General features: G+C 40.2%; 26 protein-coding genes and 1 tRNA gene. 19 read left to right on the top strand and 8 right to left on the bottom strand.

Features of this window, described 5'->3' with window-relative positions; translation table 11 throughout:
- Positions 1 to 305: 305 nt before the first annotated feature.
- From L3Q70_RS12070 to L3Q70_RS12000, 15 genes are all read left to right on the top strand, one after another.
- A complete protein-coding gene (locus L3Q70_RS12070; RefSeq protein WP_193987656.1) occupies positions 306 to 1115 on the top strand; it encodes a sulfite exporter TauE/SafE family protein in 810 nt (269 codons plus the stop codon).
- A gap of 14 nt (positions 1116 to 1129) precedes the next feature.
- Complete coding sequence (gene lgt / locus L3Q70_RS12065; RefSeq protein ID WP_062569673.1) at positions 1130 to 1933, top strand: prolipoprotein diacylglyceryl transferase; 804 nt, start codon at positions 1130 to 1132, stop codon at positions 1931 to 1933.
- Between the two features lie 13 nt (positions 1934 to 1946).
- Complete coding sequence (locus L3Q70_RS12060; RefSeq protein ID WP_237114321.1) at positions 1947 to 2798, top strand: thymidylate synthase; 852 nt, start codon at positions 1947 to 1949, stop codon at positions 2796 to 2798.
- Positions 2799 to 2822: 24 nt separating this feature from the next.
- Entirely contained in the window at positions 2823 to 3704 is an 882-nt protein-coding gene (gene galU / locus L3Q70_RS12055; RefSeq protein ID WP_193987655.1) for a UTP--glucose-1-phosphate uridylyltransferase GalU, read from the top strand.
- 578 nt (positions 3705 to 4282) lie between these two features.
- On the top strand, positions 4283 to 4696 hold the full coding sequence (locus tag L3Q70_RS12050) for an SPOR domain-containing protein (RefSeq protein WP_193987654.1): 414 nt from the start codon (positions 4283 to 4285) through the stop codon (positions 4694 to 4696).
- Between the two features lie 106 nt (positions 4697 to 4802).
- On the top strand, positions 4803 to 5390 hold the full coding sequence (locus tag L3Q70_RS12045) for an SPOR domain-containing protein (RefSeq protein ID WP_062569677.1): 588 nt from the start codon (positions 4803 to 4805) through the stop codon (positions 5388 to 5390).
- Positions 5391 to 5524: 134 nt separating this feature from the next.
- Entirely contained in the window at positions 5525 to 6115 is a 591-nt protein-coding gene (locus L3Q70_RS12040) for a DUF4402 domain-containing protein (RefSeq protein ID WP_062569678.1), read from the top strand.
- A gap of 36 nt (positions 6116 to 6151) precedes the next feature.
- Positions 6152 to 6610 carry a DUF4402 domain-containing protein gene (locus L3Q70_RS12035; RefSeq protein ID WP_237114320.1) on the top strand — a complete coding sequence of 153 codons (459 nt, stop codon included), beginning with the start codon at positions 6152 to 6154 and terminating at the stop codon, positions 6608 to 6610.
- A gap of 9 nt (positions 6611 to 6619) precedes the next feature.
- Complete coding sequence (locus L3Q70_RS12030) at positions 6620 to 7447, top strand: fimbria/pilus periplasmic chaperone (protein WP_062569680.1); 828 nt, start codon at positions 6620 to 6622, stop codon at positions 7445 to 7447.
- Positions 7448 to 10441, top strand: a complete 2994-nt coding sequence (locus tag L3Q70_RS12025) for a hypothetical protein (RefSeq protein WP_237114319.1) — start codon at positions 7448 to 7450, stop codon at positions 10439 to 10441.
- Between the two features lie 16 nt (positions 10442 to 10457).
- Positions 10458 to 11057: an SPOR domain-containing protein gene (locus L3Q70_RS12020; RefSeq protein ID WP_237114318.1), complete on the top strand. Its 600-nt coding sequence runs from the start codon at positions 10458 to 10460 to the stop codon at positions 11055 to 11057.
- A 57-nt stretch (positions 11058 to 11114) separates the two neighbouring features.
- Complete coding sequence (locus L3Q70_RS12015) at positions 11115 to 11708, top strand: FlgO family outer membrane protein (protein ID WP_237114317.1); 594 nt, start codon at positions 11115 to 11117, stop codon at positions 11706 to 11708.
- Between the two features lie 12 nt (positions 11709 to 11720).
- Positions 11721 to 12401 carry a FlgO family outer membrane protein gene (locus L3Q70_RS12010; RefSeq protein ID WP_062569684.1) on the top strand — a complete coding sequence of 227 codons (681 nt, stop codon included), beginning with the start codon at positions 11721 to 11723 and terminating at the stop codon, positions 12399 to 12401.
- Positions 12402 to 12404: 3 nt separating this feature from the next.
- A complete protein-coding gene (locus L3Q70_RS12005) occupies positions 12405 to 13046 on the top strand; it encodes a FlgO family outer membrane protein (RefSeq protein ID WP_062569685.1) in 642 nt (213 codons plus the stop codon).
- A gap of 64 nt (positions 13047 to 13110) precedes the next feature.
- Positions 13111 to 13185: transfer RNA gene (locus L3Q70_RS12000), tRNA-Arg, on the top strand.
- A gap of 88 nt (positions 13186 to 13273) precedes the next feature.
- On the opposite strand, the gene L3Q70_RS11995 is transcribed toward L3Q70_RS12000, so the two are convergent.
- The 4 genes from L3Q70_RS11995 to L3Q70_RS11985 all read right to left on the bottom strand — a co-directional run bounded on the left by L3Q70_RS11995 (position 13274) and on the right by L3Q70_RS11985 (position 16702).
- On the bottom strand, positions 13274 to 13831 hold the full coding sequence (locus tag L3Q70_RS11995; RefSeq protein WP_237114316.1) for a hypothetical protein: 558 nt from the start codon (positions 13829 to 13831) through the stop codon (positions 13274 to 13276).
- A gap of 228 nt (positions 13832 to 14059) precedes the next feature.
- On the bottom strand, positions 14060 to 14188 hold the full coding sequence (locus tag L3Q70_RS20350) for a hypothetical protein (RefSeq protein ID WP_265589660.1): 129 nt from the start codon (positions 14186 to 14188) through the stop codon (positions 14060 to 14062).
- 123 nt (positions 14189 to 14311) lie between these two features.
- On the bottom strand, positions 14312 to 15733 hold the full coding sequence (gene nhaD / locus L3Q70_RS11990) for a sodium:proton antiporter NhaD (protein ID WP_237115268.1): 1422 nt from the start codon (positions 15731 to 15733) through the stop codon (positions 14312 to 14314).
- A 240-nt stretch (positions 15734 to 15973) separates the two neighbouring features.
- The gene (locus L3Q70_RS11985; protein ID WP_193987639.1) at positions 15974 to 16702 is read right to left on the bottom strand and encodes a glutathione peroxidase; all 729 of its coding nucleotides are present in this window, start codon (positions 16700 to 16702) and stop codon (positions 15974 to 15976) included.
- A 114-nt stretch (positions 16703 to 16816) separates the two neighbouring features.
- On the opposite strand from L3Q70_RS11985, the gene L3Q70_RS11980 reads away from it, so the two are divergent.
- Entirely contained in the window at positions 16817 to 17716 is a 900-nt protein-coding gene (locus L3Q70_RS11980) for a LysR substrate-binding domain-containing protein (RefSeq protein WP_237114315.1), read from the top strand.
- Here the strand turns inward: L3Q70_RS11980 and L3Q70_RS11975 are convergent.
- Positions 17699 to 18856 (bottom strand): flagellar assembly protein FlgT, encoded by a 1158-nt coding sequence (locus L3Q70_RS11975; RefSeq protein ID WP_237115267.1) that lies wholly within the window; start codon positions 18854 to 18856, stop codon positions 17699 to 17701. The genes L3Q70_RS11980 and L3Q70_RS11975 overlap by 18 nt on opposite strands.
- A gap of 144 nt (positions 18857 to 19000) precedes the next feature.
- Here L3Q70_RS11975 and L3Q70_RS11970 point away from each other — a divergent pair, with 144 nt between their 5' ends.
- The 3 genes from L3Q70_RS11970 to L3Q70_RS11960 all read left to right on the top strand — a co-directional run bounded on the left by L3Q70_RS11970 (position 19001) and on the right by L3Q70_RS11960 (position 22248).
- On the top strand, positions 19001 to 19459 hold the full coding sequence (locus L3Q70_RS11970) for an LPP20 family lipoprotein (RefSeq protein WP_062569692.1): 459 nt from the start codon (positions 19001 to 19003) through the stop codon (positions 19457 to 19459).
- Between the two features lie 120 nt (positions 19460 to 19579).
- Positions 19580 to 20287 carry a transglutaminase-like cysteine peptidase gene (locus L3Q70_RS11965; protein WP_083515329.1) on the top strand — a complete coding sequence of 236 codons (708 nt, stop codon included), beginning with the start codon at positions 19580 to 19582 and terminating at the stop codon, positions 20285 to 20287.
- Positions 20281 to 22248 (top strand): LapD/MoxY N-terminal periplasmic domain-containing protein, encoded by a 1968-nt coding sequence (locus tag L3Q70_RS11960; RefSeq protein WP_237114314.1) that lies wholly within the window; start codon positions 20281 to 20283, stop codon positions 22246 to 22248. The genes L3Q70_RS11965 and L3Q70_RS11960 overlap by 7 nt, the downstream gene beginning before the upstream one ends.
- Here the strand turns inward: L3Q70_RS11960 and L3Q70_RS11955 are convergent.
- Genes L3Q70_RS11955 through L3Q70_RS11945 form a run of 3 tightly spaced genes read right to left on the bottom strand, consistent with a single transcriptional unit; the run spans position 22245 to position 26427 of the window.
- The gene (locus L3Q70_RS11955; protein ID WP_062569694.1) at positions 22245 to 22832 is read right to left on the bottom strand and encodes a response regulator transcription factor; all 588 of its coding nucleotides are present in this window, start codon (positions 22830 to 22832) and stop codon (positions 22245 to 22247) included. The two genes, L3Q70_RS11960 and L3Q70_RS11955, sit on opposite strands and share 4 nt — an antisense overlap.
- Before the next feature lie 38 nt (positions 22833 to 22870).
- Positions 22871 to 24292: an HlyD family type I secretion periplasmic adaptor subunit gene (locus L3Q70_RS11950; protein WP_237114313.1), complete on the bottom strand. Its 1422-nt coding sequence runs from the start codon at positions 24290 to 24292 to the stop codon at positions 22871 to 22873.
- Entirely contained in the window at positions 24289 to 26427 is a 2139-nt protein-coding gene (locus L3Q70_RS11945; protein WP_237114312.1) for a type I secretion system permease/ATPase, read from the bottom strand. The genes L3Q70_RS11950 and L3Q70_RS11945 overlap by 4 nt, the downstream gene beginning before the upstream one ends.
- Positions 26428 to 26433: the final 6 nt, after the last annotated feature.

The raw sequence follows: 26433 nt of genomic DNA, 5'->3' as shown, positions 1-26433 counted from the left end.
GCCACCTCAAGATGTAGAATTCAGCGTTTCACAGGTGCTTAATATCAAGGCGTTACTTTGCAACAATGGCAGTCCCTTTTAAGAAGTAACAACGATGAGAGTAAGTGCCTGTGAAATGCCCAAAGGGTTGGTTTAAAAGCGATTTATACTGCGTTATTGATTTTAACAATAGAACCACTATTACTTGCAATCAATGCCTTGCCTAAATCGCTTTTAATTCCAACTGAAACTCGCATCTTGAGGTGGTTTGGGTATATATATTAGTTTAATATATGTATATAACAAAGTGAATATATGAGTGTTTTATGCATGATGTAATACTTTTGATGGCTTATTGCGCAATTTTAGGCAGTGTTGTTGGCTTTTTAGCAGGACTGCTTGGTATCGGCGGTGGTTTAATTATTGTGCCTGCGCTGAGCGCATTACTAGTGGCTTTTAATGTGGCTGATTCTGAGCATGTATTAGTGATTGCCATTGCTACATCGCTTGCTTCTATTATTTTTACATCAACTTCTTCAGCGTTTGCTCATCATCGCAATGCTAACGTCCCTTGGGAAATAGCGCCTTGGGTTATGACTGGGGTGGGCATTGGTGCCCTTATCAGTGGGTTTGCAGCGAGTTTAATTCCCGAACAATTATTACGTTTTGTGTTTGCAGGAAGTGTTGTGTTTATTGCACTGCGTATGGTGTTATCAACACGAAAAAAAGCGGCAAGTGAAAAACCTTTACCACAGGGTCCTATTCTTGGTTTTTTATGTGCCATAATGGGCGCGCTATCGGGTTTAATCGGTATTGGTGGTGGCGCACTCATTGTGCCGTTACTGCATTATTTCTCTGTAGATATAAAAAAGGCCATCGGTTGTGCTGCGGCTTGTGGTATTGTCATTGCGTTATTTGGCTCAGTTGGTTATGTATCAGCAGGTTGGCAGGTGACTTCTTTGAGTGATGGTTTTGCGGGATTTGTATATCTGCCTGCGTTACTAGGCATCGTGGTTACTTCGTCGCTAATAGCGCCTATAGGTGCTAAAGCCACTCATTACCTGCCGGTGACAACAATAAAAAAAGTATTCGCGTTATTACTTGTAATAATTGCACTTAAAATGGTGTTTAGTTAAAGGTTTTTATTTTTATGGCTCTTCAATTTCCAGATATTGATCCGGTTATTTTTTCAGTAGGACCCCTCAGCGTGCGTTGGTACGGCTTAATGTACTTAATTGGTTTTGCGTTAGCGATGTGGCTTGCTAACCGTCAAGCTGCAAAACCAAACTCAGGGTGGACTAAAGAACAGGTTAGCGACTTACTTTTTTACGGGATGTTAGGGGTTATTCTTGGTGGCCGAATAGGCTATGTATTGTTTTATCAGTTTAGCTACTTCATTGAAAATCCTCTTTATTTATTCAGAATCGACCAAGGAGGCATGTCTTTTCACGGTGGAACCCTTGGTGTTATCACTGCAATAGCAATATTTGCATGGACGCGTAAAAAGTCACTTTTCGAGGTAGGTGATTTTGTCGTACCACTGGTACCGTTAGGCTTATTAGCAGGGCGCATTGGTAACTTTATAAATGGTGAGCTTTGGGGCCGAGTGACTGACGTACCTTGGGCATTTGTATTCCCAACGGGTGGGCCAGAGCCGCGTCATCCGTCACAACTTTACGAAGCATTTTTAGAAGGCTTGGTGTTATTTTTAATCCTGCAGTGGTTTATTAAAAAGCCACGTCCAGCGGGTAGTGTTGCTGGTGTTTTCTTATTGGGTTACGGCACGTTTAGGTTCATTGTTGAATATTTCCGTGAGCCAGACGCTCACTTAGGTTTATTTGCCGGTGTGATTTCGATGGGTCAAATACTCTCGCTACCAATGGTAATTGGTGGTCTAGGTTTGATAATATGGGCCTATAAAAAGCCGCAGCAACGCGTCCCTAGCAAAGCATAACAAGAGCATAGCAATGAAACAGTATTTAGATTTATGTCAACGCATCGTTGATGAAGGTGTGTGGGTAGAAAATAAGCGCACAGGCACTAAGTGTTTAACCGTAATTAATGCCGACCTTGAATATGATGTGGCAAATAATAAGTTTCCGCTCATCACAACGCGTAAAAGTTTTTATAAAGCGGCTATTGCTGAGCTTTTAGGTTATTTACGCGGTTATGACAGTGCTAAGCAGTTTCGTGACATTGGCTGCATGACATGGAACGCGAATGCGAACGAAAACAAAGCGTGGCTTGATAACCCACATCGTCGTGGCGAAGACGACATGGGGCGTGTTTACGGTGTTCAAGGCCGCAGTTGGCAACGCCCTGATGGTAGCCATCTTGATCAGCTTAAAAAGGTCATCGATAACTTATCAAAAGGCATTGACGACCGTGGTGAAATTATCACTTTTTATAACCCAGGTGAGTTTGAACTTGGTTGCTTACGTCCTTGCATGCATACCCACACCTTTTCTTTGTTAGGTGATACCCTATACTTAACCTCATACCAACGCAGCTGTGATGTGCCGCTTGGATTGAATTTTAATCAAATTCAATGCTTTGTATTGTTAGCTTTGGTTGCGCAAATTACCGGTCATAAAGCTGGTAAGGCGTATCATAAAATTGCCAATGCGCACATCTATGAGAACCAGTTAGAGTTGATGCGTGATGTACAGCTTAAGCGTGAGCCATTTGCATCGCCAGAACTGAAGATTAACCCAATGATAAAATCGCTGGACGATATAGAAACATGGGTTACTAAAGATGATTTTGAAGTCGTTGGCTATCAATGCCATGATGCGATTAAATATCCGTTTTCAGTTTAAGAATAATAAATTTAAGGAGAAATCATGAAAGCAGTGATCCCAGTTGCTGGACTTGGTACGCGCATGTTACCGGCAACAAAAGCCATACCGAAAGAAATGTTGCCTATTGTTGATCGTCCTTTGATTCAATACGTTGTAAATGAAGCGATTTCAGCAGGGATTACAGAAATTGTTCTTGTTACGCATTCGAGTAAAAACTCGATCGAGAACCATTTTGACACTAGCTTTGAATTAGAGGCAACCCTTGAAAAACGTGTAAAACGTCAGCTACTTGCTGAGGTACAGTCTATTTGCCCAAAAGGCGTTACGATTATCCAAGTACGTCAAGGGGAAGCAAAGGGGTTGGGACACGCAATTAACTGTGCTGCACCGATTATTGGTGACGAGCCATTTGTTGTTATATTACCTGATGTCATTATTGACGATGTGGCGAGCGACCTTAAAAAAGACAACTTAGCTGAAATGATCGCCCGCTTTGAAAATACCGGTGAAAGCCAAATAATGGTTGAGCCAGTACCGCATAATGAAGTTGATAAATTTGGTGTTGTTGACTTAGGTGATACCAAAATTAAGCAAGGTGAAAGTGCTGCAATTTTAAATATGGTTGAAAAGCCGCCTGTCGATCAAGCACCATCAAATTTAGCTGTGGTTGGTCGTTATGTGTTAAGCAAGAATATTTGGCCATTGCTTGCTAAAACGCCAGCAGGGGCAGGCGATGAAATCCAGCTAACGGATGCCATTGCTATGCTTATGGAAAAAGAAACCGTGGATGCGTATTCAATGAAAGGCAAAAGCCATGATTGCGGCAGCAAAATTGGTTATTTGAAAGCGATTGTTGAATTTGCCTTACGCCGTGATGAATTTAAAGGCGAGTTGACAGAGTTTATAAAGTCGCTAGCTAAATAACTGTTTAGTATAAGTAATCAAAGTTAATAAAAAGTGCCTATATGGCACTTTTTTATTATTTACATAACAGATGTAATTGTTGATTATTACTCAATTGAGGACTTTTCTGATATATCTTTATCTTAACGTGTTGTTAATATGAAAGTTAAGTAAAGCACTTACCAAGCAGCAAAGGGTAGCTAAATTAAGCTATACTTTGTAAAAATACCTTTAACGAAATTAATTTTTATTGCTTTAGGTCATCTAATATGAAAACTTAAGCAATAAGTTTTTGTTATGGCTAATAAAGTACGGTACTAAAATATAACAAAAATAGTACGCGAGATTCTTTAAATTAAGTTTAACTTTTAGTGCACTTAAAGGTGAAAAACACATGCGCGCAGTCAGCCCTGTGAACAAGCAAATTGACAATGGTATATTTTAGAATCATGTTTATTAAACATTGCATAAAGCCTTTGCAACATAGTGTGTGTTTGTTGGTATTACTATTTGTGTCTGGTTGCAGCAGTGATTCTCTAGTATCTCTTCAAAATAATAAATCAGCCGCTTTGAGTGCCTCTATCAAGGTGGTTACTTTTGTGGGTGAGCAATTTGATTCGCCTTTTTTTCTAAACGCAAATATGCACACCAGCGGTTCAGCTCCGAGTGATCCCCCAACACATTTATCAGCAGTCAAGACGAGGGATGTTCAGAGCTCAGGGTCAATGAGCGCCCAGCATAACTACTTATTTGCTCTTCAACTTGCGTCAGTTAATAGTGAAAAAAGCTTAGCGATTGCACTTAGAAAAATGCAAAGACTTGCCCCCCATATTTTTCAGGGATCCCCAATTTTGAATATGGAAGTTGCAGATATAGATCAGCATACCTACTATCGTTTGAAATTTGGCGGTTATAAATATTTGAAGAACGCGAAAGCTGACTGTGAGGCTATTAAGCGCCAAGGGATTGATTGCTGGGTAAGTAGCTATACAGATAACCGAGTGAACTTTTAGTTTTTATTCAAAGAATGGTTTTCTATCTGAAATTCGATAGGTACAAGTGCTATAATGGCACTTTTTTTGCTTTGAAGTAGAGTCGTTTTTTAGGGTGAGCTTTTTAATGAGTCGGTTTATTGTCTTTACACTTTTTATTTTACTACAGGCGTGTAGTTTCTCAGATTCAAACTCTTATGAAGAGTCAGATATTAATCGTGAGGAGCTTCAACAACTTTTAGTTGAGTGGGATACTAAAAAAGAACAAATAGATCATTTAAATACCATTGAAGCTGATTTGTTGATGCTGATACAAGCACTTGCGGTACAAGTTGACGTTGATAAATTACCTAAAAAGCTGCAAAGCGATCCTAAAGTTGTTAGCTATGGTAGCACTGAGCAGGTGTCTACAACGGTAAATCAAAATTTGAATGAAGTCACAAACACAGCATCACCTACTCATGGTGTGAAAATTGGCAGTTACTTAGTTGAGCGGGGAGTGAGAGCCCAATTAGGCCAACTTAAAAATCGTTATCCTAATCTTTATAATATGCTTAGTTATAAAATGAATACGCAATCATCAGCTTCTAAAACACTTTATAGCCTTGTCGCTGGGCCGCTACAAACAGAGCAAGAGGCGAACAAACTCTGCCAAGTTTTTGAACTTATTTATAGCCATTGTGAGACCACAGAATTTAAAGGTGTTGATTTGTAATTTATTGTTTTACTCTTTTTGATTTAAAACAATAAAAAAAGTACATTTTTTCCTAATAAAATAATGCATTTTGCCGATACTTAATTTAACCTGAATAAAAGGTTGAAACTTTTTATCATATCTTAGGAATGCATATGAAAAACTCAATAAAGATAGCAGCACTCATGACCTCATCAGCACTTTTAACGTTTAACGTTGTTGCTGAGCAAACTACTTTTCAAGCCGGTGTAACGGTACAAAACGCATTTACACTGCAAAAAGACAGCGACCTAGATTTTGGTACAATTCGCGCCAAAGCAGATACAGCGTCGACAGAAACAGCAACGCTAGTGTTATCAGCTAACCCTGCAACATCTGCGACGACAGCCAGCACAAATGCAGCTTTAGCTGAAATTGCTATCCTAGTACCTGGTACACCAGCGTCATTCAGTGTTTCAGGTGTATCACCTTTTGCAACCTTAAATATCACAAACCCAACTGAGACGGCCATCGCACCTGACTCAGCGCCAGCTGGCACTGCAGGCTTTGTGTTAGCTTCGCCTACTTATTATGTATTAACTGGTGCAAACCCTAACTCTGCAGCCACAACCACAATTCAAGTAGATGCCAATGGTGAGGCAACATTCAATGTGGGTGGAACATTAACAACAGATGCCACAACTCCGGCTCTCGATTATATTGATGGTACTTATAGCGGTACATTTACACTGCAATTAGATTACTAACATAGAGTGCCTGCTAAGTGTTAGCAGGCATAACTTATGCGTACGCATTTTTGTCTATTAAGTGCTCTTTTATTGAGCGCAGGCTCTGTTGCACAACAAACAATAACTGAGCTTGAACCACTTAGCTTTGGTCTACTGGCTATTACAGACAACTCAAGTGTTAGCTCTGTCACTGTTTTGCCAAGCAATACTAGCGCGAGTAGCAACAGTATTTATGTTGTTAAACAAGGGCGCGCTGCCGAGTTATTGTTTGAAGGCTATGGAGCAAGAATACAAGTTACCATTAGTGATAATGTGAATAACCAACCACTTAGTAATTTACACAATAACCAACGCTTTTATCTCAATCGATTGATTTATAACCCTACCTTGGTCACTGACTCATACGGCAGTGCTGTATTAACGGTGGGTGGGCAGATAAGCACAAGTGGTGATGGTAGCAGCTATAATGATGGTTATTATGATGCAACCGTCTCATTAACCGTAGACTTTTAATGGAATTTTATGAAGTACAGATACTTTCTATACTGCTTTATTGTTTTACTAACCTTTCATAGTGTTGCTGTATATGCAAACTTATTGATCTCGCCAACACGTATTGCATTTGATGACAGGCAACGAGTCGCTAAAGTTATTGTGGTAAATAACTCTAATGAGAGCAAAACTTACCGCCTTGAATGGCAAGAGAAAGTAGCGAAGCCGCAAGGTGGCTATATAACGCTGACCGACGATCAGGTTAACCCTAATTCACTGGCCAGTATGATGCGTTTGAGTCCTTCTCAGGTGAGATTAGCACCGGGAGAGAGGCAGGTTGTGAAAATAGCCCTTCGTAAAGCTAAAGGCTTGGCAGATAAAGAATATCGTTCTCACTTGGTCTTTAAGGCGTTACCCAATGAACATAAAAGTAATAGTAAAAGCTTTGGTATTCGTTTAGACATGGTTCTAAGTTATTCAATTCCTGTGATCTTAAGACAGGGGACTGCGCTACCTGAGGTTGATATTGCTTCAGTAAAATACTTAACAAATGATGCAAAACCATCACTTGGCATTAGCCTTAATCATTCTGGCGATTATAGTTCATTCGGAAAAGTGGAAGTTTTTCAAACTCTATCAGGAAGTAAAGAAGAGCAAAAAATTGCCATGGTAAATGACTTCAGCATTTATCCTGAGCTTGATAACGTTTCTTTAACTTTGCCCTTATTTGATAATATGAAGCTACAAGAAAATAGCCAAATACGCATCACTTACTCGGGGTTGAAAGAGTATCAAGGGCAAGTTTTTTCGACTAAAACGACGACCTTCACGTCTCAGCATTTTAATTCTTTGCAGTAAATGAAACGTCTCTTATTTTGTCTTTTAATGTTTGCCACTGGCGCCCCCGTCGCAGCTGAAAAAAATTATCAGGCTGTATTTGCTTCATTAAAAAAAATGCAGCAGCAGTTACAACAGTTAAAAGCTTCTGAAAGAGAAAGTGCTGATTCTCAGGCAACAGCAACAGATTTCAATAAAAAAATGAATGGGGAAGGGATCCCTGTTGGGGAGTTGTTGTTTTTTTCAGCTTACTTAAAGCGTAGCTACTTAGGAGAAGTATTAGCTGTTAAAAGTCAGCAAGGAGTATGGGTCGACTTGCTGAGCTTCTCTGAAACCGTAGAGTTCGTAATTGATGTAAATGGTCATACTGGTATTGCTAAGGGCTGGTTTATTAATCCAGAAAATACCTTTGTGCTTGATACAACAAAAATGACCATAACCGTTAAAGGCCGGACATTTTCAATAGCCCAAGAACAGTTACACGTTGATCAGCAAGATATTTTTGTTGCTTCAACATTACTTGAGCAAGTGTTTGATTTAACAATGGCTGTAGACTACTCAACACTTGAACTTTACATAAACTCTGACGCACGGTTACCCATTGAAGCACGCTTAGCTCGGCAGAAAAGAGAGCTAAGCCAAACAGCACGTTACTCTGAGCCAACACTACCGTGGAAAGAAAGCCCATATCAAGCTGTGTCCTCTCCTATGGCAGATATCCAAATTAGCATGACAGCAGATGATCAACAAAGCTCTGCGGGATACTCTATTCTTGGTGCTAATGATCTTGCTTACTTAAATGCTGAATACTACTTTGCGGGTCGTGATGGTGACTTACTTACTGATTCAAGACTCACATTTAGCCGTGAAGACTTAAATTCAGAGCTACTTGGCCCTTTAGCTGCAAATAGAATTGAGTTTGGTGATGTACTGGCAACGCAAATAGGGAACCGTTTTAATAGCAATTATGCTCGCGGTGCAAAAGTAACTAACAAACCGCTATTTAAGCCCGTTAATACTAATCAGGTTAACATCATTGGCAATATCCAACCCGGCTGGGATGTCGAGTTGTATCAAAATGGTGTTTTAATTAATCAGCTACTTAGTCTTAATGACGGTAGGTATATATTTGAAAATGTAGACTTACTGTATGGTGCCAATAACTTTGAGCTTATTTTTTATGGACCGCAAGGTCAAGTGGAGCGAAAGACTGAACAATACTTGATTGATGGCACTAGCTTGTCTGCGGGAGAGTCGTTTTATGAATTCTCAATCACAGAGCAAGGGCACCAGCTATTTAACCAATCGAATTATTATGCTGAAAACCCAGGCTGGTTGTTTTCTGGTCGTTACGATACAGCATTAACAGATAGTATCTCAGTGTATGGCGGTATAGCGGGTTTAAAAAGTGAGTATAAAGATGACACTCAAAACCTAGCGATCGGTAGTAATGTGAGCCTTTTTGACCGCCTGTTAATTAACCTAGATTACGAGCAAAACAATGAAGATGAAAGCGAGCTTGAGTTTACCGCAAAAGGGCAAATAGCCGAGCAAGCGTTAAGGTTTCGTGCATCAGAACGAGAGCGTTTAATTAATCGTCAAAGCAGCCAGCAAAGAATGAGTTCATCAAGCAATTATGAATTTAATATCTCTGGAGAGATCTTTCAAAATCAATACGGTCGACTCAATTACCAAAACAACGCTTATTACACTGATATTGATAGCCGATATGACAGCCTAAAGCTCGAGAATATCATGAACTATGCTTACTCAGGCTTTTCCTTTAATCACCGCTTGAGTTGGCAAAAAGACAGCAGGCTCGATGACTCTATCTTGTTGGGTAACGTTCGACTCCAAGGGCGATTTGGCCAAGTTTTTAGCCGCTTTAGTCTGGATTACAGTATGAGCCCTCAGCACTCTATTCAGTCATATGAGGCCCAATTTAATCGTAGTTTAACATCACAGTTGCAAGGTGAATTGACACTTCGTAACTCGCTTATTGATGATGTAAAGTCAGCGGAGATTGGACTTAATTGGCAATCTGATAGATTTAGCCTAAATAGTAATCTTAACTACGACAGTGAAGATCGTTGGCGAGTAGGGTTATTTAGCCGCTTTAGCCTAGGTTATGCTAGCCAAGGCACTGGTATCTTTTCTAGCAAACGAAGTTTAGCACGCTCAGGTACTCTGATGGCTCACGTTTACTTAGATGCCAATAACAATGGTATCAAGGATGAAAGTGAGCATGGTATTGCAGGTGTTAAAGTCAAAGGTGTGCAAAATTATCGTCAAGCAGTCACTGATGAAAATGGCATTGCATTGCTAACGAGTATGCCTGCGAATAGAACGACCGATATTGTTATTGATCCAGATAGTTTTCCAGACCCATTTTTGGTCGCTGCTAATGATGGTTTTTCTGTTACTCCCAGAGCCGGATTTATAGAATATATTGATATAGCGCTCAACAACAGCAGTGAGGTTGAAGGGGTTGTGTATGTTGCGCAAGATGAAAATATGAAAGTGCAACCGTTTGCGAACATCTCACTGATTGATAAAACAGGGAAAAAGGTGTCGCAAACTCAAGCCGCGTATGATGGCTATTACTTGTTTACAGACCTTCGCCCAGGCGAATATAAAGCAGTGATAGATGATGAATATAAAGACAAAAAATCATTAAAAGATAACCAACATGTGACCCTTAACTTATCAGCTGGTGGCGAAGTTGTTGTTGGCGCTGATCTGGTATTAAAGCCTAAACAAGTAAAAGATGGTTACATTGCTAAGTTAGGGCAGTTTTCATCACTCGCTATCTTAAAAACATATCTTTATCTTGTGAAAAAACCATTATCAGAACTCGCTATTTTAGATCCTTTTTATATCAAAAAAAGTGATAAAGAGTTTGTTCTCTCAGCCGCGTTTTCTGAAACTCAAAGCGATGAACTTACACAAGTTTGCAGCGTATTAAAGAGCTATAAGCTTAACTGTGATGTTGAGCCATATACGGTTAGTTATTAATTTAGGGAAAATTATAATGTTAAAGCGTCATTTTAGTGTTGTTTTACTTTGTTTACTGGCATCTGCGTGCCAATCAACAAATAGCGAACACTCTTCCACACCGCAAAATAGTGTGCAAATTACTCAACAAGAACTCGATAGCTTAAAAGAAAGTGCAGCGCAGTGGCAACAAGCTAAATCTAGCATTGATCGCCTTATCGCAATTGAAAATGATCTAAATCTACTAATTACCCAACTAAATGATCTTGCCAAGTCGCAAACAGAAAACCAAGCTAAAAGCTCACCCGTTAGTGAACAAGTTGTTGAATCTGTTGATGTTAAGAGTAATGCTTATACCGAGCAGCCATTATTTGCATTACAAGTTGCCTCTGTCACAGAAACAGCGCGATTAACGCGAAGTTTAGAAGAGTTAAAAAGTAAAGCCCCAAGTATGTTTACAGGTCAATTTGCGGTTAACGTTGAGGCTGTTGAAGTTAACAATGTGGTTTATCACCGATTGAAAATAGGCGCTTATAAAGAGAAGCAAATGGCTGAAAAGGATTGCCAGTTACTAAAGCAAAAAGAAGTCAATTGCCTTGTCACCCAATACACCAATAAACCCTTTTCAGGCATGTAAATATTATTAGGCATAATCCTTGCTTGTACATTACTATGTTCATAGAGGGTGGCAATTATGCGACTTTTACATTGTTTTATATTTTTTATACTGACTGGTTGTAGTCTCACAGAAGAGGCAAAACCAGTTGTATCAACCGATGCGCCTACAGCTCGCATGGCAGCATACACTGTTAATCAATATGTTGCAGATTTAAGCAGTCAATTAAGCCGCATTCAAGGCTCTTACAAAGGCAATGCTCGTATTGCTGTAACCAGTTTTTATATGGCTGATGGCTTAGGTAGTAGCTTGGCAAGTAATCAAGGCAATGGCTTGAGCCAACAAATCCAAGAGAGTTTAATGACTCAGTTCACACAACTGGGTTTTCATACCATTGAATACCGTTTAGAAAACACTTTAAATTTACAGCCTACGGCCGATAGTATATTAAGTCGTGATGTGAGTAAGTTACGTCAACGTCAGAATATTGACTTTGTCATCACAGGCACATTAACACGGCAACAACATGCCTACATAGTTAATGCGCGCCTAGTTAATACAAAAGATCAGCGAATAGTGTCGGCTGCTAGTACTGAAATTCCTATTAATGTTATGTGGGGAAATGAGAAAGTGCAGCAGCGTGATGGTCAGCTATACCGTAGTGAATATTAAGAGGAATTATCAATGAAACGTTTATTTTTAAGTTTATGCCTTCCTTTAGGCTTTGGTTGTTCTTCGATGCTGACAGCGGATAACGAAAAAACATACAGTGATGAGCCTCAGCTTGTTAGCGCACAGCGTGAAGTTGCTGCGCCGCAAACAAGCACAAGCGTATTTCAAAGCAACCAAGTGGTAATGAACGACAGTACATTTACTGCAGCGCCAACACGAAAGAACATTAATCACTATGTTCGAGGCATCATGCAGGATATGGTTGAAAACCTGCAATACGTTAACGATAAAACACCACTTGCGGTGTCTAGCTTTATATACCTAGACGCTGATTACAATGCAGGTTCATTACTTGGTAATCAAATTGCCGAAAGCTTTATGCACGAATTACATACCTTTGGTGTGCCAGTTATCGACTTTAAAACAACAGATTATATGCGTGTTACCCCCACTGGTGACTTCGTGTTTAGTCGAGACTATTTAGAATTAAGCCAGCAGCAAAACTTTAATTATGTACTGGCAGGCACTTTAGTTAATCACCAAGGTGGTGTGCTTGTGAATGCGCGTATTGTTGGCATTACCAGTAAAGCGGTCGTTGGCTCTGCTCAAGGGTTTATTCCACAGTCGGTTGTTGATGCACTCGACAGTACTAACCGTAGTGACGGCATTATGCTAAAGCAGGCAAGTGAGTAAATTATGAAACGTTTTCTTTCAATCGCTTTATGCTTAGCCCTAACAGGTTGTGAAATGCTTGCACAGCAGCCACAGCCAGAGCCAAAAGCGAATACTTCAACAACGCAAATAGATTATGCTGCTTTATTGCAAGAGCAACAAAACCAAGCGCAGCAAGTCAATACGAACGATAGGCTATTCGTGCCGTATCAACATCATAAAACACTAGTTAACTATGTTGAGCAAATGGCGTTAGAGTTAGTTGATACAATGCAACAAGAGGCTGAGCTTGGTATCGCAATTACCACATTCGTTGAATTAGATGCCAGCCTTGATACAAGCTCTCAGCTTGGTAACCAGATTGCAGAATCGATGATGTATCAGTTACAAAAGTTCGGTTTTGGTGTGGTTGATTTTAAAGCGATGGATGTGATTAAAGTGACTCCTCGTGGCGATTTTGTCATGACACGTAAAGTGGAAGAGCTAGCAGAGCGCCAAATTGCCAGTCATGTACTGTCGGGCACCTTGATCTACCGTAACACCGGCGTAGAAGTGAATGCCAGAGTGATAAACTTAAATTCAAAACAAGTCACTGCAAGCGCACAAAAGGTCATCCCTTATTTTGTGCTACAAAATGAATCAATTCAAACCGCCAGTATCAAATAAAATTAGCCAAAACTAAAGGCTTGATTATAAAAGGGTTAGCCCGTTATAATTTTCTTAGCTAAGTGGCCTCTTAGTTAAATGGATATAACGGCCCCCTCCTAAGGGGCAGTTACAGGTTCGATTCCTGTAGGGGCTACCAGTAAAATCAATGGGTTACATTCCTGTAGCCTTTCTTGGCAGGCTATTAGAGTAAAATTAAAGCTTAGAAAAAATGGCAATAAATAAGCCTAACACATACCTTCAAATAGCTTTTTATCAATATTTTTAACTTTGATCGCTTCAAAAATCGTGAGTAACTTATGTAAGTCAGTTCTCTGTGATTTCGTGCCGATCGTAAACTTCTTATTGATCACCGTACAACCAAAAATGGGGCCTGCTTCACCTAAGCCACCAGAATATATAGCTCTTGTATTATCAGGGGTATCCTCTGAAACAGTGCTTATGGGAGCTCGTTTACCTGATTGACTCACAGAGAAGTACTTAATTTCACTGCTTTCACTCCAACCTTCATTCGCATCCATCTGTGTCACAAGTACACCAGATGGGGGAATATCGTATACCCGAGAATCACCTTCATATTTAGGAGGTTCACCATTTGGTGCGTTGAATACAATGTATAAAGATCCTATGTATCCTTCTGGTATAAGGTAAATTGTGGGCTCACTTTTTTGTACTTCTGTACAGGAAGATAAAAACGTGATCATGAACCCGATTATTAGGGTTTTAAAAAAGTGAGCATACAAGGGGACTTTATTAATTTCATACTCTACTAATTGGAGAGTCATGCGATAATTCCATTTATCAATAAGTTAAAATCCGTTTCGATTAGAGTAACACTGAGCTTGGTTAAAAACAAACCAAAAAAACCGTGTAGCATCTCGGTAAAGAATGATCAAACTGAATGTAGGCAACTCGCTTAGTTTGTCGTTATATTTACTGAGAAACCTGATGGTGGTATGGCTTTAAACTATTCAAGCAGTATCAACAGCTTGAATAGCTTTAAAGTAACCGGCTTAGTTTGTTACTCTTTCTAATGCACCAGTACGCCTTGGTTCAATGATGATTTTGATATGAACATTGGGTTTGAACAAGGTATCAAACGCCCCTTGTACGCCGTCGATCCCCACTTTTCCTGTGCGCATTTTTTTAACGACAAAAACATGACAAATTACGACATGGTAATCTATAGGCGGATAAACCTGTAAGCGCGGCTGTTATTCGTTTTTAAGACAAGCCCTAGGCATGTAGCTTAGGGCTTGGTTAACTTAGTTAAAGTAAGACGTGTTTAAATATAAATGGGTGAAAACCCCAGCAAAGTAGCCAAGTAATATCACCGGAGACCATTTTAAATGACTGTTAAATGTGTAAATACCTCTTGCTTGGCCCATTAATGCAACACCCGCAGCAGAGCCAATAGACAATAAACTACCGCCAATGCCTGCAGTGAGGGTAATTAAAAGCCATTGCCCATGAGACATGTCTGGCATCATTTGCAACACAGCAAACATGACAGGAATATTATCAACAACAGCAGACATTAACCCTAAGATGATATTTGCTCCTGTTGCTGACCAGTTTGTGTAAAGTAGGTCAGACAAGAGCGCTAAATAACCTATAAAGCCTAAACCACCTACACAGATAACGATGCCATAGAAGAATAATAAGGTATCCCACTCGGCACGAGATACGCGACTAAATACATCAAAAGGAACAACATTACCTAAACGACTGAGGCGTTCTTTGTCGCCTTCTCGTTCAGCCATGGCACGCTTTCTGGCAAGGGAGCCTGGTAGAGTAACGCGAAGAAAATAACCAAAAAATTGTAAGTAACCAAGGCCCATCATCATACCTACAACAGGCGGCAAGCCAAAAGCAGTTTTTAGGACGACAGCAGTTAAAATAGTTAGTAAAAATAAGCATAAAATGCGGATAGCACCGCGCTTAAGTTCAACCTCATCATCCACTGTTTTAGGGTGTTTATTATTAATGAAGAAAGACATGACAAACGCGGGAATAATATAGCTAACTAATGCCGGTAAAAATAATACAAAAAATCCGGTGAACTCTATAACATCAGCCTGCCAAACCATCAAGGTGGTAATATCGCCAAAGGGACTAAACGCACCGCCAGCATTAGCAGCAATTACGATATTAATACACGACATAGCAATAAAGCGATTATCATCGGCGGCTACCTTCATAACCACGGCACATAAAAGCAAAGCGGTTGTTAAGTTATCTGCCACAGGAGAGATACAAAAGGCCATTACGCCACTTATCCAAAATAGTTGTTTATAGCTAAAGCCTCGCACTACCAGCCAACTACGTAGGCTATCGAATAATCTTCGCTCTTCAAGTGCATTGATATAAGTCATCGCGACTAATAAAAATAGCATTAACTCAGAGAATTCGAGTAAAGCATGACGAAATGCATCGGTACTTAACTCAGACATATTTTGCGCGCTGTACTGCCACGCAATCAGTGTCCAAATAACACCTGCCGCGACAAGCACGGGTTTTGATTTACGTAAATGGATTTTTTCTTCAAGAATAACTAATACATAGGCAAAGATAAAAATAACGACACAGATGATGCCGACAGGGTGGGTAAGTAGGTCAATGGCACCGACTGATTCAGCTTGTGCATAGCCGCTAAACCCCACTAAGGAAAGTAGAAATCCTAGCATTAGTTTATTCATTTATATGTTCCATTTAGTTCATTTTTAATTTCATCACAAAGACTGTGAATGTAGCTGGCGGCTATTTTAGATTTATTCTGGAATTTATGTAATAAACAAGTAATAAAAATGTAGGTATATTGAATATAAATGGGAGTAATGTTGAATATGCTTGGTGCTAAAGACGTTTCAAGGTAGTTTGTGGAGCACTAAGAGAGCCATATACTAGCCCTCTTAGTGTTAGTTTGTTTATGCGAAGTGTTTCTCTAAATCATCCGAGCCACCAATGTGCTCTCCACCAATAAATACTTGTGGTACCGTTTCGCGGCCAGACATTGCTTTTAAGCTGGTAAGCGATGCGTCTCTTCCTAAAATAATTTCTTCATACACATAACCTTTACTTTCTAACAATGCTTTTGCCTTTGTGCAATATGGGCAGTTAGGCTTGGTAAAAAGACTAACAGGTTTTGGTTTTACTTGCGCTGGGTTAATGTACTCAAGCATGGTATCAGCATCAGAGACTTCAAATGGGTCACCTGGCTTTTGTGGCTCAATAAACATTTTTTCGATAACGCCGTCTTTTACTAACATAGAATACCGCCAGCTACGTTTGCCAAAGCCTAAGTCATTTTTATCGACTAGCATGCCCATGCCATCGGTGAATTCGCCGTTACCATCGGGTAGTAGCGTGATATTTTGCGCTTCTTGATTTTGTGCCCATGCGTTCATAACAAAAGTATCGTTAACCGAAATACAAACGATGTCATCGACACCATTTTGCTTAAATACCGGCGCAAGTTCGTTATAGCGTGGTAGGTGTGTTGATGAACAAGTTGGTGTAAATGCGCCAGGTAATGCAAACAGTACAACAGTTTTACCTTTGAAAACATCATCACTGGTCAGTGATTGCCATTGCTCATCAATGCGTGTTGCGAATGTAACGTTAGGGACTTTTTGACCTTCAATATTGTTTAACATAGTTTAATTCCTCTTGATTAGTTGAGTGTTATTATGGGGTTATATAGATAATAGTTCCAATCGTTTGTTTTTATTACTATGATAGTTAAAAGCTATTGATTGTTGGTAAGTACTATGAACTTAAAAGACTTGGAATATGTTAAAGCGGTGGCTCAGTTTAAGCACTTTCGAAAGGCTGCTGATGCCTGTTATGTGAGCCAACCAACCTTGAGTGGTCAAGTTAAAAAGCTTGAACAAGAGCTTGGGGTAACTATTTTTGATCGCTCCACTAAACAAGTGACAGTGACTGTACAAGGTCAACGGTTACTTGAACAAATTAACGTAATCCTTGAGCAAACCCAAGTATTAAAGGAAATTGCCGCAAGCTCGCATGATCCCCTTAAAGGTAAAATAAACGTAGGTATTATTCCCACTATTGCACCTTACTTATTGCCAACCTTGCTCACATCAATGAAGCAAGCCTTTAACGAAACTCATTTTTCATTTATTGAAATGCAAACCGCGCAAACACTTATCGCCCTTGATAACGGAGAAATCGATATTGCAATTGTCGCTGATGTGCCAGACCTCGCTAATTACCATGTATCAGCATTATACAAAGAAGACTTTTTAGTGGCTGTATCTGAGCAGCATGCATTAGCTAATAAAGAGAAAGTTGCACTTACTCAGCTAAGTGATTGTGACTTACTTATGTTAAACGAAGGGCATTGCTTTAAAGAACAAGCCGAGCAATTTTGCTTTTCGGCAGGGGTTGAAGTCTCAAACCAATACAAGGGCAATAGTATCGAAACCCTACTTGCTTTGGTCGCGATGGATGATGGTATTACATTTGTTCCCAAACTTGCTTGCACAACACGAGAGGGAATTAATTATGTGGCCATAACACCTAATCAACAACGGCAAGTTGTTATTGCAACCCGTAAGCATTACCCACATATTGCGGGAGTAGAGCAATTAGCCGCTTGGCTAAATGCTCATAAAGGGTTACAGCAACATTTACTCGCCAGCAGCTAATTCAACAATATCGTTTATTTGAATGTTAGGTAATGGCTGCTCATCAATACTCATGGCAACAGCCGACTGCTGATAGAGTTGGGTAATTTTCACTTGATTAAGTGTGGTGATCTTATGTGGCAGTTTATTACCTTGCGCATCTGTCATGTAGTTGTGATGAGCAATATTTAATAACTCCCCTTGCTGTAAACCATGCGCTTTACCTAGGTTGATTATTAATTTGCCATTTTCAATATGCAAAATTTTGCCTTGTGTAGGTAAACAAGCCATAGCCGCTTGCAAGTCATAGGTGAGGGTTTGGTTTACCTCACTGATGGCTTGACCATAATCGGTCTCCCAAAAGCGGTCGCTATACACATCAATGATGTCGGTTTTTTTGTATGGCCAAATTCCCTCAGTTTGGTAACTTTTCTGCCATAGCTTTTCGTAAGTAGTGCCATCAAATAAAACATAATCGGCTTTGTAAGCACGCTTAAAGCTATCATCTTGCCAAAATGCATAATCGTTATTGAGTTTACGGTTTACCGATAAATCGCGGATACGACTGAGTAATACATATTGTGAGTTACTACGACTGGTTATCTCTTCGAGTAATGCATCGCTGTAGTCATACTGTTGGGTGAAAAAATGATCCACGCGCAACGGCACATTGTAATAGGCTGTCGGTTTTGCGGCCATTTGCGTATTACTCAAGCGAGTATAAAGCTGTTCACTAATGGCTTTATTGACGTCAAAAATTTGGCCCATTCTCGCTTGCTCTCTGTTGGCCAACTGACTTTGTGTTATTGCGATGAATTTAGCATACTTATTTGCAGGGCATTCTTCAGCTTGTGGAAAAATATCTAAGCGAAGTGTAATTGCATAGGTATCGTTATGACGATCTTCGCTAATAAGCTCTATTTTTTGGATCTCACCATGGCTACTAATTTTAAGCTGATCTTGCGTCAAAACTCCGTCTACCAGGGTTTGTACAGAGCTAACACGCGCCCCAGAAAACACTAATGCTTGGGTTATCGCATCTTTCATTGCGGCAGATTTGGCCTGACTTGTATCACCATCTTTAATCGCTGCATGGCCTGTAGATTCAAACCATTGAGCTAAACTATTGTTAGAAAAAACAAGAGTAAAGGCCACCCCCATGCTGTATAAACTCGTTTTTAATAGACACTTCATGCAAATACCTAGCGACACTGTTCATTGATACCAAGTACTCAGCAAGTAATGTACCAGATTGGCACTAAACGTGCATATTTGTAGAAAATGAGTTTTTAACGGAAACAAGTTATGCGAGCAATGTTAGTTTGTGGCCTAGCAGCCTGTATTGCACTAAGTGGTTGCAGTAGTATTTTTGATAAACACGTCGAGTACACTTATATCGAGCCTGATGACTACCCGATTTTAAAAGCTGTTGGTTATGCACCCATTAGTGCTCAACCAAGTGATAACAAATCACAACGAACTTTACTTGCGATTAAAGCCTCAAAACTTGAAGCATATCGTGAGTTAGCTGAACAGGTTTATGGGCAAAAGATTTCCGCAGGGACGACGGTACAAAACAGCATTGCACATAACGATCAGCTACAAAGCAAAGTGCAGGGTGTTATCAAAGGTGCTCAGGTCATTAAAACGTATGCGGTGGGCGACACTTACGCCACGGAGTTACAACTGGACATGAAACGAGTACATGACTTATATATTGGTGAAATTAAACCGCGTGAAGTAAAAAAAGTGACTTATTATTAAGTACTAAATTCTCATAGTTGCAGCTTGGGTGCTATGCTTTTAAGACTGTTAGTTTTAACAAAAGCATAATGGCATTAACATATCATTTTAACCAAGCTTTTCTCCTTTTAGGAATTGTCTATGCTGTTTAGAGCATATGCGATTGCCTTAAATCAAACTTGGCGAACTCATGCCTGCTGGTTAACCGTTGTCATTATTCTATGTTTAAGTCATTCTGCAATAGCTGATCGCTTAGTTATTGAATTTACCACTTTTATTCAACAGATGCAGCAGCGTTTCGGTGCCAATAGGGTCACTGTTGCAAGGCAGTGGCAAGGGATGTTGCAGCAGGCTTCTAATTTACCCGAACAACAACAGGTACTTGTTGTTAACGAGTTTTTTGCCCGTAGTCTGCGTTATCAAACTGATATTCAATTATGGAAGCAAGAAGACTATTGGGCGACCCCTCTTGAAACGCTTGGAAAAGGGCTAGGTGATTGTGAAGATTACGCAATTGCCAAGTATATAAGCCTAAGAGCACTTGGAGTGAGTGACGATAAATTACGGCTTATCTATGTAAAAGCTCAACTAGCTGGTACGCGAAAAACACAAGCGCACATGGTGCTTGGCTACTTTACACACCCGAATGCACAACCACTTATTTTAGACAGTTTAATTGTTAAGGTACTGCCTGCTGCTAAGCGGACCGATCTTAGCCCTGTTTTTAGCTTTAACAGCAAAGGCTTGTGGGCCAATAATTCAACAAAGAGTGTGGCCGATCCGACTGCTAGGCTATCACGGTGGCGTCATATATTAGAGCAATCACGCAAAGAAGGAGTGCGATGGTGAAGGTATTTAATTTATTCAGACTCAAACGAAATAAAACCATTACCTTAAAGCAAGAGCTATGGATTGCTATTTTGCTACTAATCATTATTGGTTTTGTGAGTAGTTTATTGATCAGTACTAATTCTGCAAAAGAGTACTTTACGACTGAGTTGCGAATGAAAAATATAGATAATGCTAACTCACTCGCCTTGATGTTGAGTCAAATGAGTAAAGACCCTGTTGAAATAGAGCTTTTAGTCTCTGCCTCATTTGATACTGGTTATTACCATCGAATTGAGCTACGAGACCCACATGGTAAAACAATAATTAAACGCCTTTATACGGGTGAGCTTACTTTAAACGCACCGAGTTGGTTTAGGCATTTTTATAAGTTAGAGGTTGCGCCGGGCGTTGCTCAAGTGAGTGATGGCTGGCAACAATTTGGTACTTTGTATGTTGAAAGCCATAGCCAGTATACGCAAGATGCACTGTGGCAAAGTGCTGTCCATTTATTCTTTAGCTTTTTAGTTGTTGCAGTGGCGGCTTGTATTGCAGGGGCTTATTTTCTATCTAAAATTCTGAGTCCACTCAATGATGTAATGAAACAAGCGGTGGCATTAAGTGAAAAACGCTTTATAAAGTCAAAAGTACCGCGCACCTACGAGTTTGCTAAGCTTGTGTCATCAATGAATTTGTTGTCGACACGTTTTAATCGCATTACCAAAGAAGATAATCGTCGCTTAGAAGAAATTCGTTTTAAAAGTCAACACGATGACTTAACAGGCCTTGCTAATCGAGAGTACTTTAATGCAACTCTTGATACCTTTTTAGAAAACTCACAAGGGCATGGGGGGCTCTTTTTATTCAGAGTGATAAATTTGGATGCATTAACAGAAGAAGTTGGCCGCGTTGAAATGGTGGACTTTTTACGTCGTTTTTCAGAATCATTAGTCTCTTTTTTAGAATCGAATGAAGATAGCTTTAGGCAAAGCCAAATTGCACGTATGTCCCATGTCGATTTTTTAGTGTTATTTAGCGATGTGAGTAATCTCGCAGCCTTGAGCGAGCAGGTTTTAAAGTCTCATGAGCAACTTGTTGCAGAGCATAAATCAGTAGCGCTTGCGGTATCACACAGTTGTACACACATTGAAATTGATGACACCCGTGCCACGCTTTTAAAACGAGTCGATCAGTGCTTGAAGGTTGCCGTAGCAAAACCGGGTTGCAGTGTTTATGTAGATGAAAAACAACAAACGCAAGACAATCATAATGATATTGATACTTGGCGAGAAAGATTAGAATTTGCGCTGAAAGAAAATCAATTAGAAATCGCGTTATTCCCCGTAACAACCTTTGATGAGCGCTTAATACAGCAGCAAATTTCTTTAAGTGTATTAATTGAAGGCGAAAAATATCGCTTTGGCTTTTACTTCCAATGGGCGCAGCGTTTGCATTTATTAGCTCGCCTTGATTGGAGTTTGATGAAACTAATGATTAACGAGTATGGCCAGATTCAAGGGGATACGCTTTTAGGAATGGAAGTTTCAGCTGAAACTTTACAAGATGATATGGCGGTGGCGTCCATTTTAACAGGGTTATCTGCGTATCCTGCACTTGCTAAGCGTATATGCTTTGAGGTGCGAGCAAATTTCGCAATTAAAGAGTTTGCCTTGTTTCGAAGCTTTTGTTCACAAGTTCATAGTATAGGCTCTAAAGTCGCGCTTAAGCGTGTGGGGGCTGAGTTTACTAAATTAAATAAAATCCAAGAGCTTGGCTTAGAGTTAATAAAAATAGACAGTGTTTATTGCCATAACATAAGCTTTAATGAAGATAACCAAAGTTTTCTTCGTGGTGTGTGTTCACTTGCGCACTCTTTAGGTATTAAAGTGGTGGCAGAAGGGGTTAAAAGCCCAAGTGATCAAACGATACTGAAGGGGTTAGGTTTTGATGGGCTTGTGGCGGTTGAAGGTAAAAAAGATTAGTGACCTTTAACCGCTAACATTAACTGCATGCGATCCCGCACATGCAGTTTATTGAAAATAGAACTCATATGTTCTTTTACGGTGCGTTCTGTGATATTTAACTTTTGTGCGACCTGCTTATTTGTTGCACCCGTGACAACTTCATCAACGACTTGTTTTTCTCGATTTGTTAGGCATGTTAAATCGCAATTGTGTTGGTAGTGAATTTGCTGATTAGACAGCACCCCAACTAAGTTTGATAACAGTTGCCCAGGTAGCCAAATACCTCCTTTACTCACTGTTTCAGCAACTTGCTCAATAATTGCTTTACTGGCATAGGCTTCGATATAGCCACGAGCACCGCACTCTAAGGCTTTACACAGCTGAGAAATGTTAAGCTCTGTTGTCATCACAATCACAGGAATTCTTTGCTCAGTGAGTTTCGATAGAATATTGAGCCAATCAGGTGTCTCTGCAAGTAGCCAAATTAGGCTATCAGCCATTAACCGTTTAGGCACTGATGTTTGTACGCTACAGTCAGCAAATGCAGATTGCCAATGTGGAGATACAAGTTCATCTTGTGTGATAAAAACACTTCTGCGCATAGTTACTCCATTACACTGGCGTGAAGGGCATTCATAGTTTACCTCTCGGTCATGGCTAATGAGGTTGCTCTTAAAATGGGTTTAAACAAATACTCAAGCACGGTTTTTTTTCCGGTAATAATATCGACCTGAGTTGTCATGCCTGGGATAATCGTTAGGTTGTCGGCAAAGTGGTTTCGGTTCGTTTTCAATTGCACTAAATAAAAAGTGTTATCTCTTTCATCGGTAATAGTATCAGCACTGATGTGGGTTACCTGAGCTTCAAGGCCGCCATAAATTGCAAAGTCATAAGCACTGAACTTGATCATAGCCTCTTGTCCTGGCTGCAAAAACGCAATATCTTTTGGTAAGATTTTCGCTTCAACAACGAGCTGGTCATCTAAGGGAATAATTTCCACAGCATCACTACCAGGTTGTAAAATGCCGCCAACTGTATTTACTAATAAGCGTTGAACGGTCCCATTGACGGGGGAGCGGATCTCCGTTTGCGTAACCTTATCTGCCAGCCCTGACTCTGTTTCTTTAATGGCATCAAGGCGAAGAAGTGCTTCTGAAAGCTCATTACTCCAACGGTTGATCATCGCAAGCTCTACTTCAGTCACTTTATTTTTTGCTTCGTTGATGGCAGATAGGCTTCGGTTTATTGCTGCTTTTGTTCGGTTTATCTCACCTGTGTGCTCTACAACTTGGCGCTCCAAACGAATTATATCGATATCAGATACGGCACCTGAACGGAGTAATGGCCGTGTCACAGCAAGTTCTCTGTTCGCTAAACTGAGAGAGTTAGTGTGTTGTTGCAGTGCGGCTCTCGCTTCGGCATAGTCTTGGCGACGCTGCTCTAGTTGGCGCTTATGGATTGTAACTTGTTGTGTCAGCTCTTGATTACTGCTCTCAAACATAGCCTGTTCGTGTGCAACGGCATCCGGCGCTTTTTCGATTAAGTCGGGAGTAAACTCAAGTGGCTTTTTTTTCGTGAGCGCTTTAAGTCGCTCAACTTTCGCTGTTAGAGATAAAATTTTTGCTTGGTTTTCTCTAAATGAAGAGATAAAGCGAGTTGGATCTATCTTCACCAATACATCACCCGCATTGACGATTTGTCCTTCTCGAACAAAAATTTGCTCTATCATGCCACCGTCGTATGATTGTACAACTTGTAATTTATGAGAGGGAATCACTCTGCCTTCACCCCGTGCAACTTCATCTAAATGGGCAAATGCTGACCAAACAAGTAAGGCGACGATAGTTAAGCAAATTAAATACAATAATACTCTGGCACTGGCTGGCTGTTGTTGCATTTTCTCCCATTGCGCGTCAACAACCCAATCTTGAGTATTCGGCGGTGATAACCAACGAGAAAACAAATATGAAAATATAGATGGACGCTTTGCTTTTTGCTTATCCATCGCTTTATTCAAACGTTCGAATGAGCGTTGTTCAATTGGTAAGTCTTTTTTACTCATGATACTTTTCCAACCGTATGAGTCGACAAAGCAGATAAAACGTGGGATTTAGGTCCATCGGCTACAACTTTACCGTTATCTAATACGATGACCCGATCAACAAGCTCTAGCAGTGATGTTCTATGTGTAACAACAATGAGAGTCTTTTCTTGGCAGCTACGTTTTATGTTATTAATGATCTTAGATTCACTATTATGATCCAGTGCTGAGGTAGGCTCATCCATTAATAAAATGGGTGGATTGTTTAGCAAGGCTCTTGCGATCCCCACCGCTTGGCGTTGACCACCAGAGAGTAGGCGACCCTGTTCACCTACTTGCATATCAAATCCGTCAGGGTGTGAATTAATTAACTCAAATAACTGGCTTTGCTGGCACGCAGATAAAATTTGCTCGTCTTTTGCATGCCATGCACTTAGCGTTATATTGTCTTTTAAGGTACCAAAGAATAGTGAAATTGTTTGGGGAACATACCCAATATTATGACGAAGCTCTGCAGGGTCAATTTGGTGAATGTCATTGTTATCAATTAAAATTGATCCAGAATTGGGTTCGTAAAGACCTAAAATAAGTTTTTCTACAGTGCTTTTTCCTGAGCCATTACGCCCTAAAATAGCGACTTTTTCACCTGCCTTTATTTTGAAACTTACACCGCATAACGCTTCATTGCTTTCATCTGAGTATTTGAATCGCACATCGTTAAACTCAATATCTCCGAGTAACACAGGGTGGCTTAGCCAGTGTTTACCAGGGGGGCGTTCGACTTCTTTTTCCATTATTTCATTTAATGAATGCATAGCAATTGCTGCATGATGGAACTGGGCAAGTACCGCCGCAGATTGGCTAATGGGTGCCATAGTTCGAGACGACAATAAATAGGCTGCAATTAGCCCGCCTTGAGTTAAGTCGCCTTCTATAATGAGATGCACACCGATCATCATGATCACCACACCGACACATTGCTGTACCCACGCGCCTGCATTGCTGATTGAAGATGAAATGAGGCGACTTTGAGCATTAACTCGAGCAATGTAAATTGTTGATTTTTCCCAATTAGATTGAGTTTTACATTCACTGTGAAAGCTTTTTACATCTTCAATGTTTGTTAAACTTTCTACTAAGACGGCATTTCGCATTGAACTGGCTTTCATTGTTTGCTCAGATAAGCTCTCAAGCTTTCTGTGTGCTGCTAATGCATAGCTCAGCAAAAGTACTGCGCCGATGATAATTGGCAGGCTAAGCTCTACCCCAATAATGGCAATAACAACAAGAAATAAAAGCACGAAGGGAAGATCAACGAGCGCAATTAAAGTGATCGAGCTAAAAAAGCTGCGAACGGCCTCGAAAGACTGAATATTACTCGCAAAGGAACCGGCTGATGCAGGGCGATTCTTTAGTTTCATACCCAAAACTCGCTCCATGATTACCGCCGACACTTTTACATCAATTCTACTTGCAGCAAGCTCGACAAAATAACTGCGCACTAATCTTAGTATGAAATCTGCGGTCAGAGCCAGCAGCACACCGATTGCTAACACCCACAGTGTTTCTGTCGCATGGTTTGGTACAACACGGTCGTAGACGTTCATCACAAACAGTGGCATAGCAATAGAAAGTACACCAAGTGCAATCGCGGAAACAATGACATCTTTATAAAGGGTTCGGCATTCTTTTATTACACCCCAAAACCAGCCATCTTTTGATAGCTTTTGCAGTACCGGTGAGCGTGCATCGAAGGCAAATTCAGGTTGTGCATAAATGACCATACCCGAACTTGTTTCATTCAATTCATCAAGGCTTATCGTGACGGCAGAATCACTTAATTCTGGGTAGATGACTTGTGCGGTATTATCTGTCAGGTTCAGCTTAGTGATAACACATGCTTGATTGTTCTGTAAGATTAATACAGCGGGTAATAAAGCCACATTGAGATCGCAAAGTGCTTTATGAACAACTTTGGTTTTAAAGCCTATCCGTTTCGCTGCCCGTGAAAACCCTGAGGGGTTTAGCAAGCCATTTTCAAGAGGAAGGCCGCTTAATAACGTTTCTCTCGAAAATTCGCGATCATGATAACGGCATAAAATCTCTAGGCAATCAACAAGACTACCACCATGGTTGAGTGCGTCATTTTCTTGCATACACTA

It is taken from the genome of Pseudoalteromonas sp. CF6-2 (genome assembly GCF_021729425.1).
Classification (GTDB): domain Bacteria; phylum Pseudomonadota; class Gammaproteobacteria; order Enterobacterales; family Alteromonadaceae; genus Pseudoalteromonas; species Pseudoalteromonas arabiensis.
This window is presented reverse-complemented; position numbering and strand designations above follow the sequence as displayed.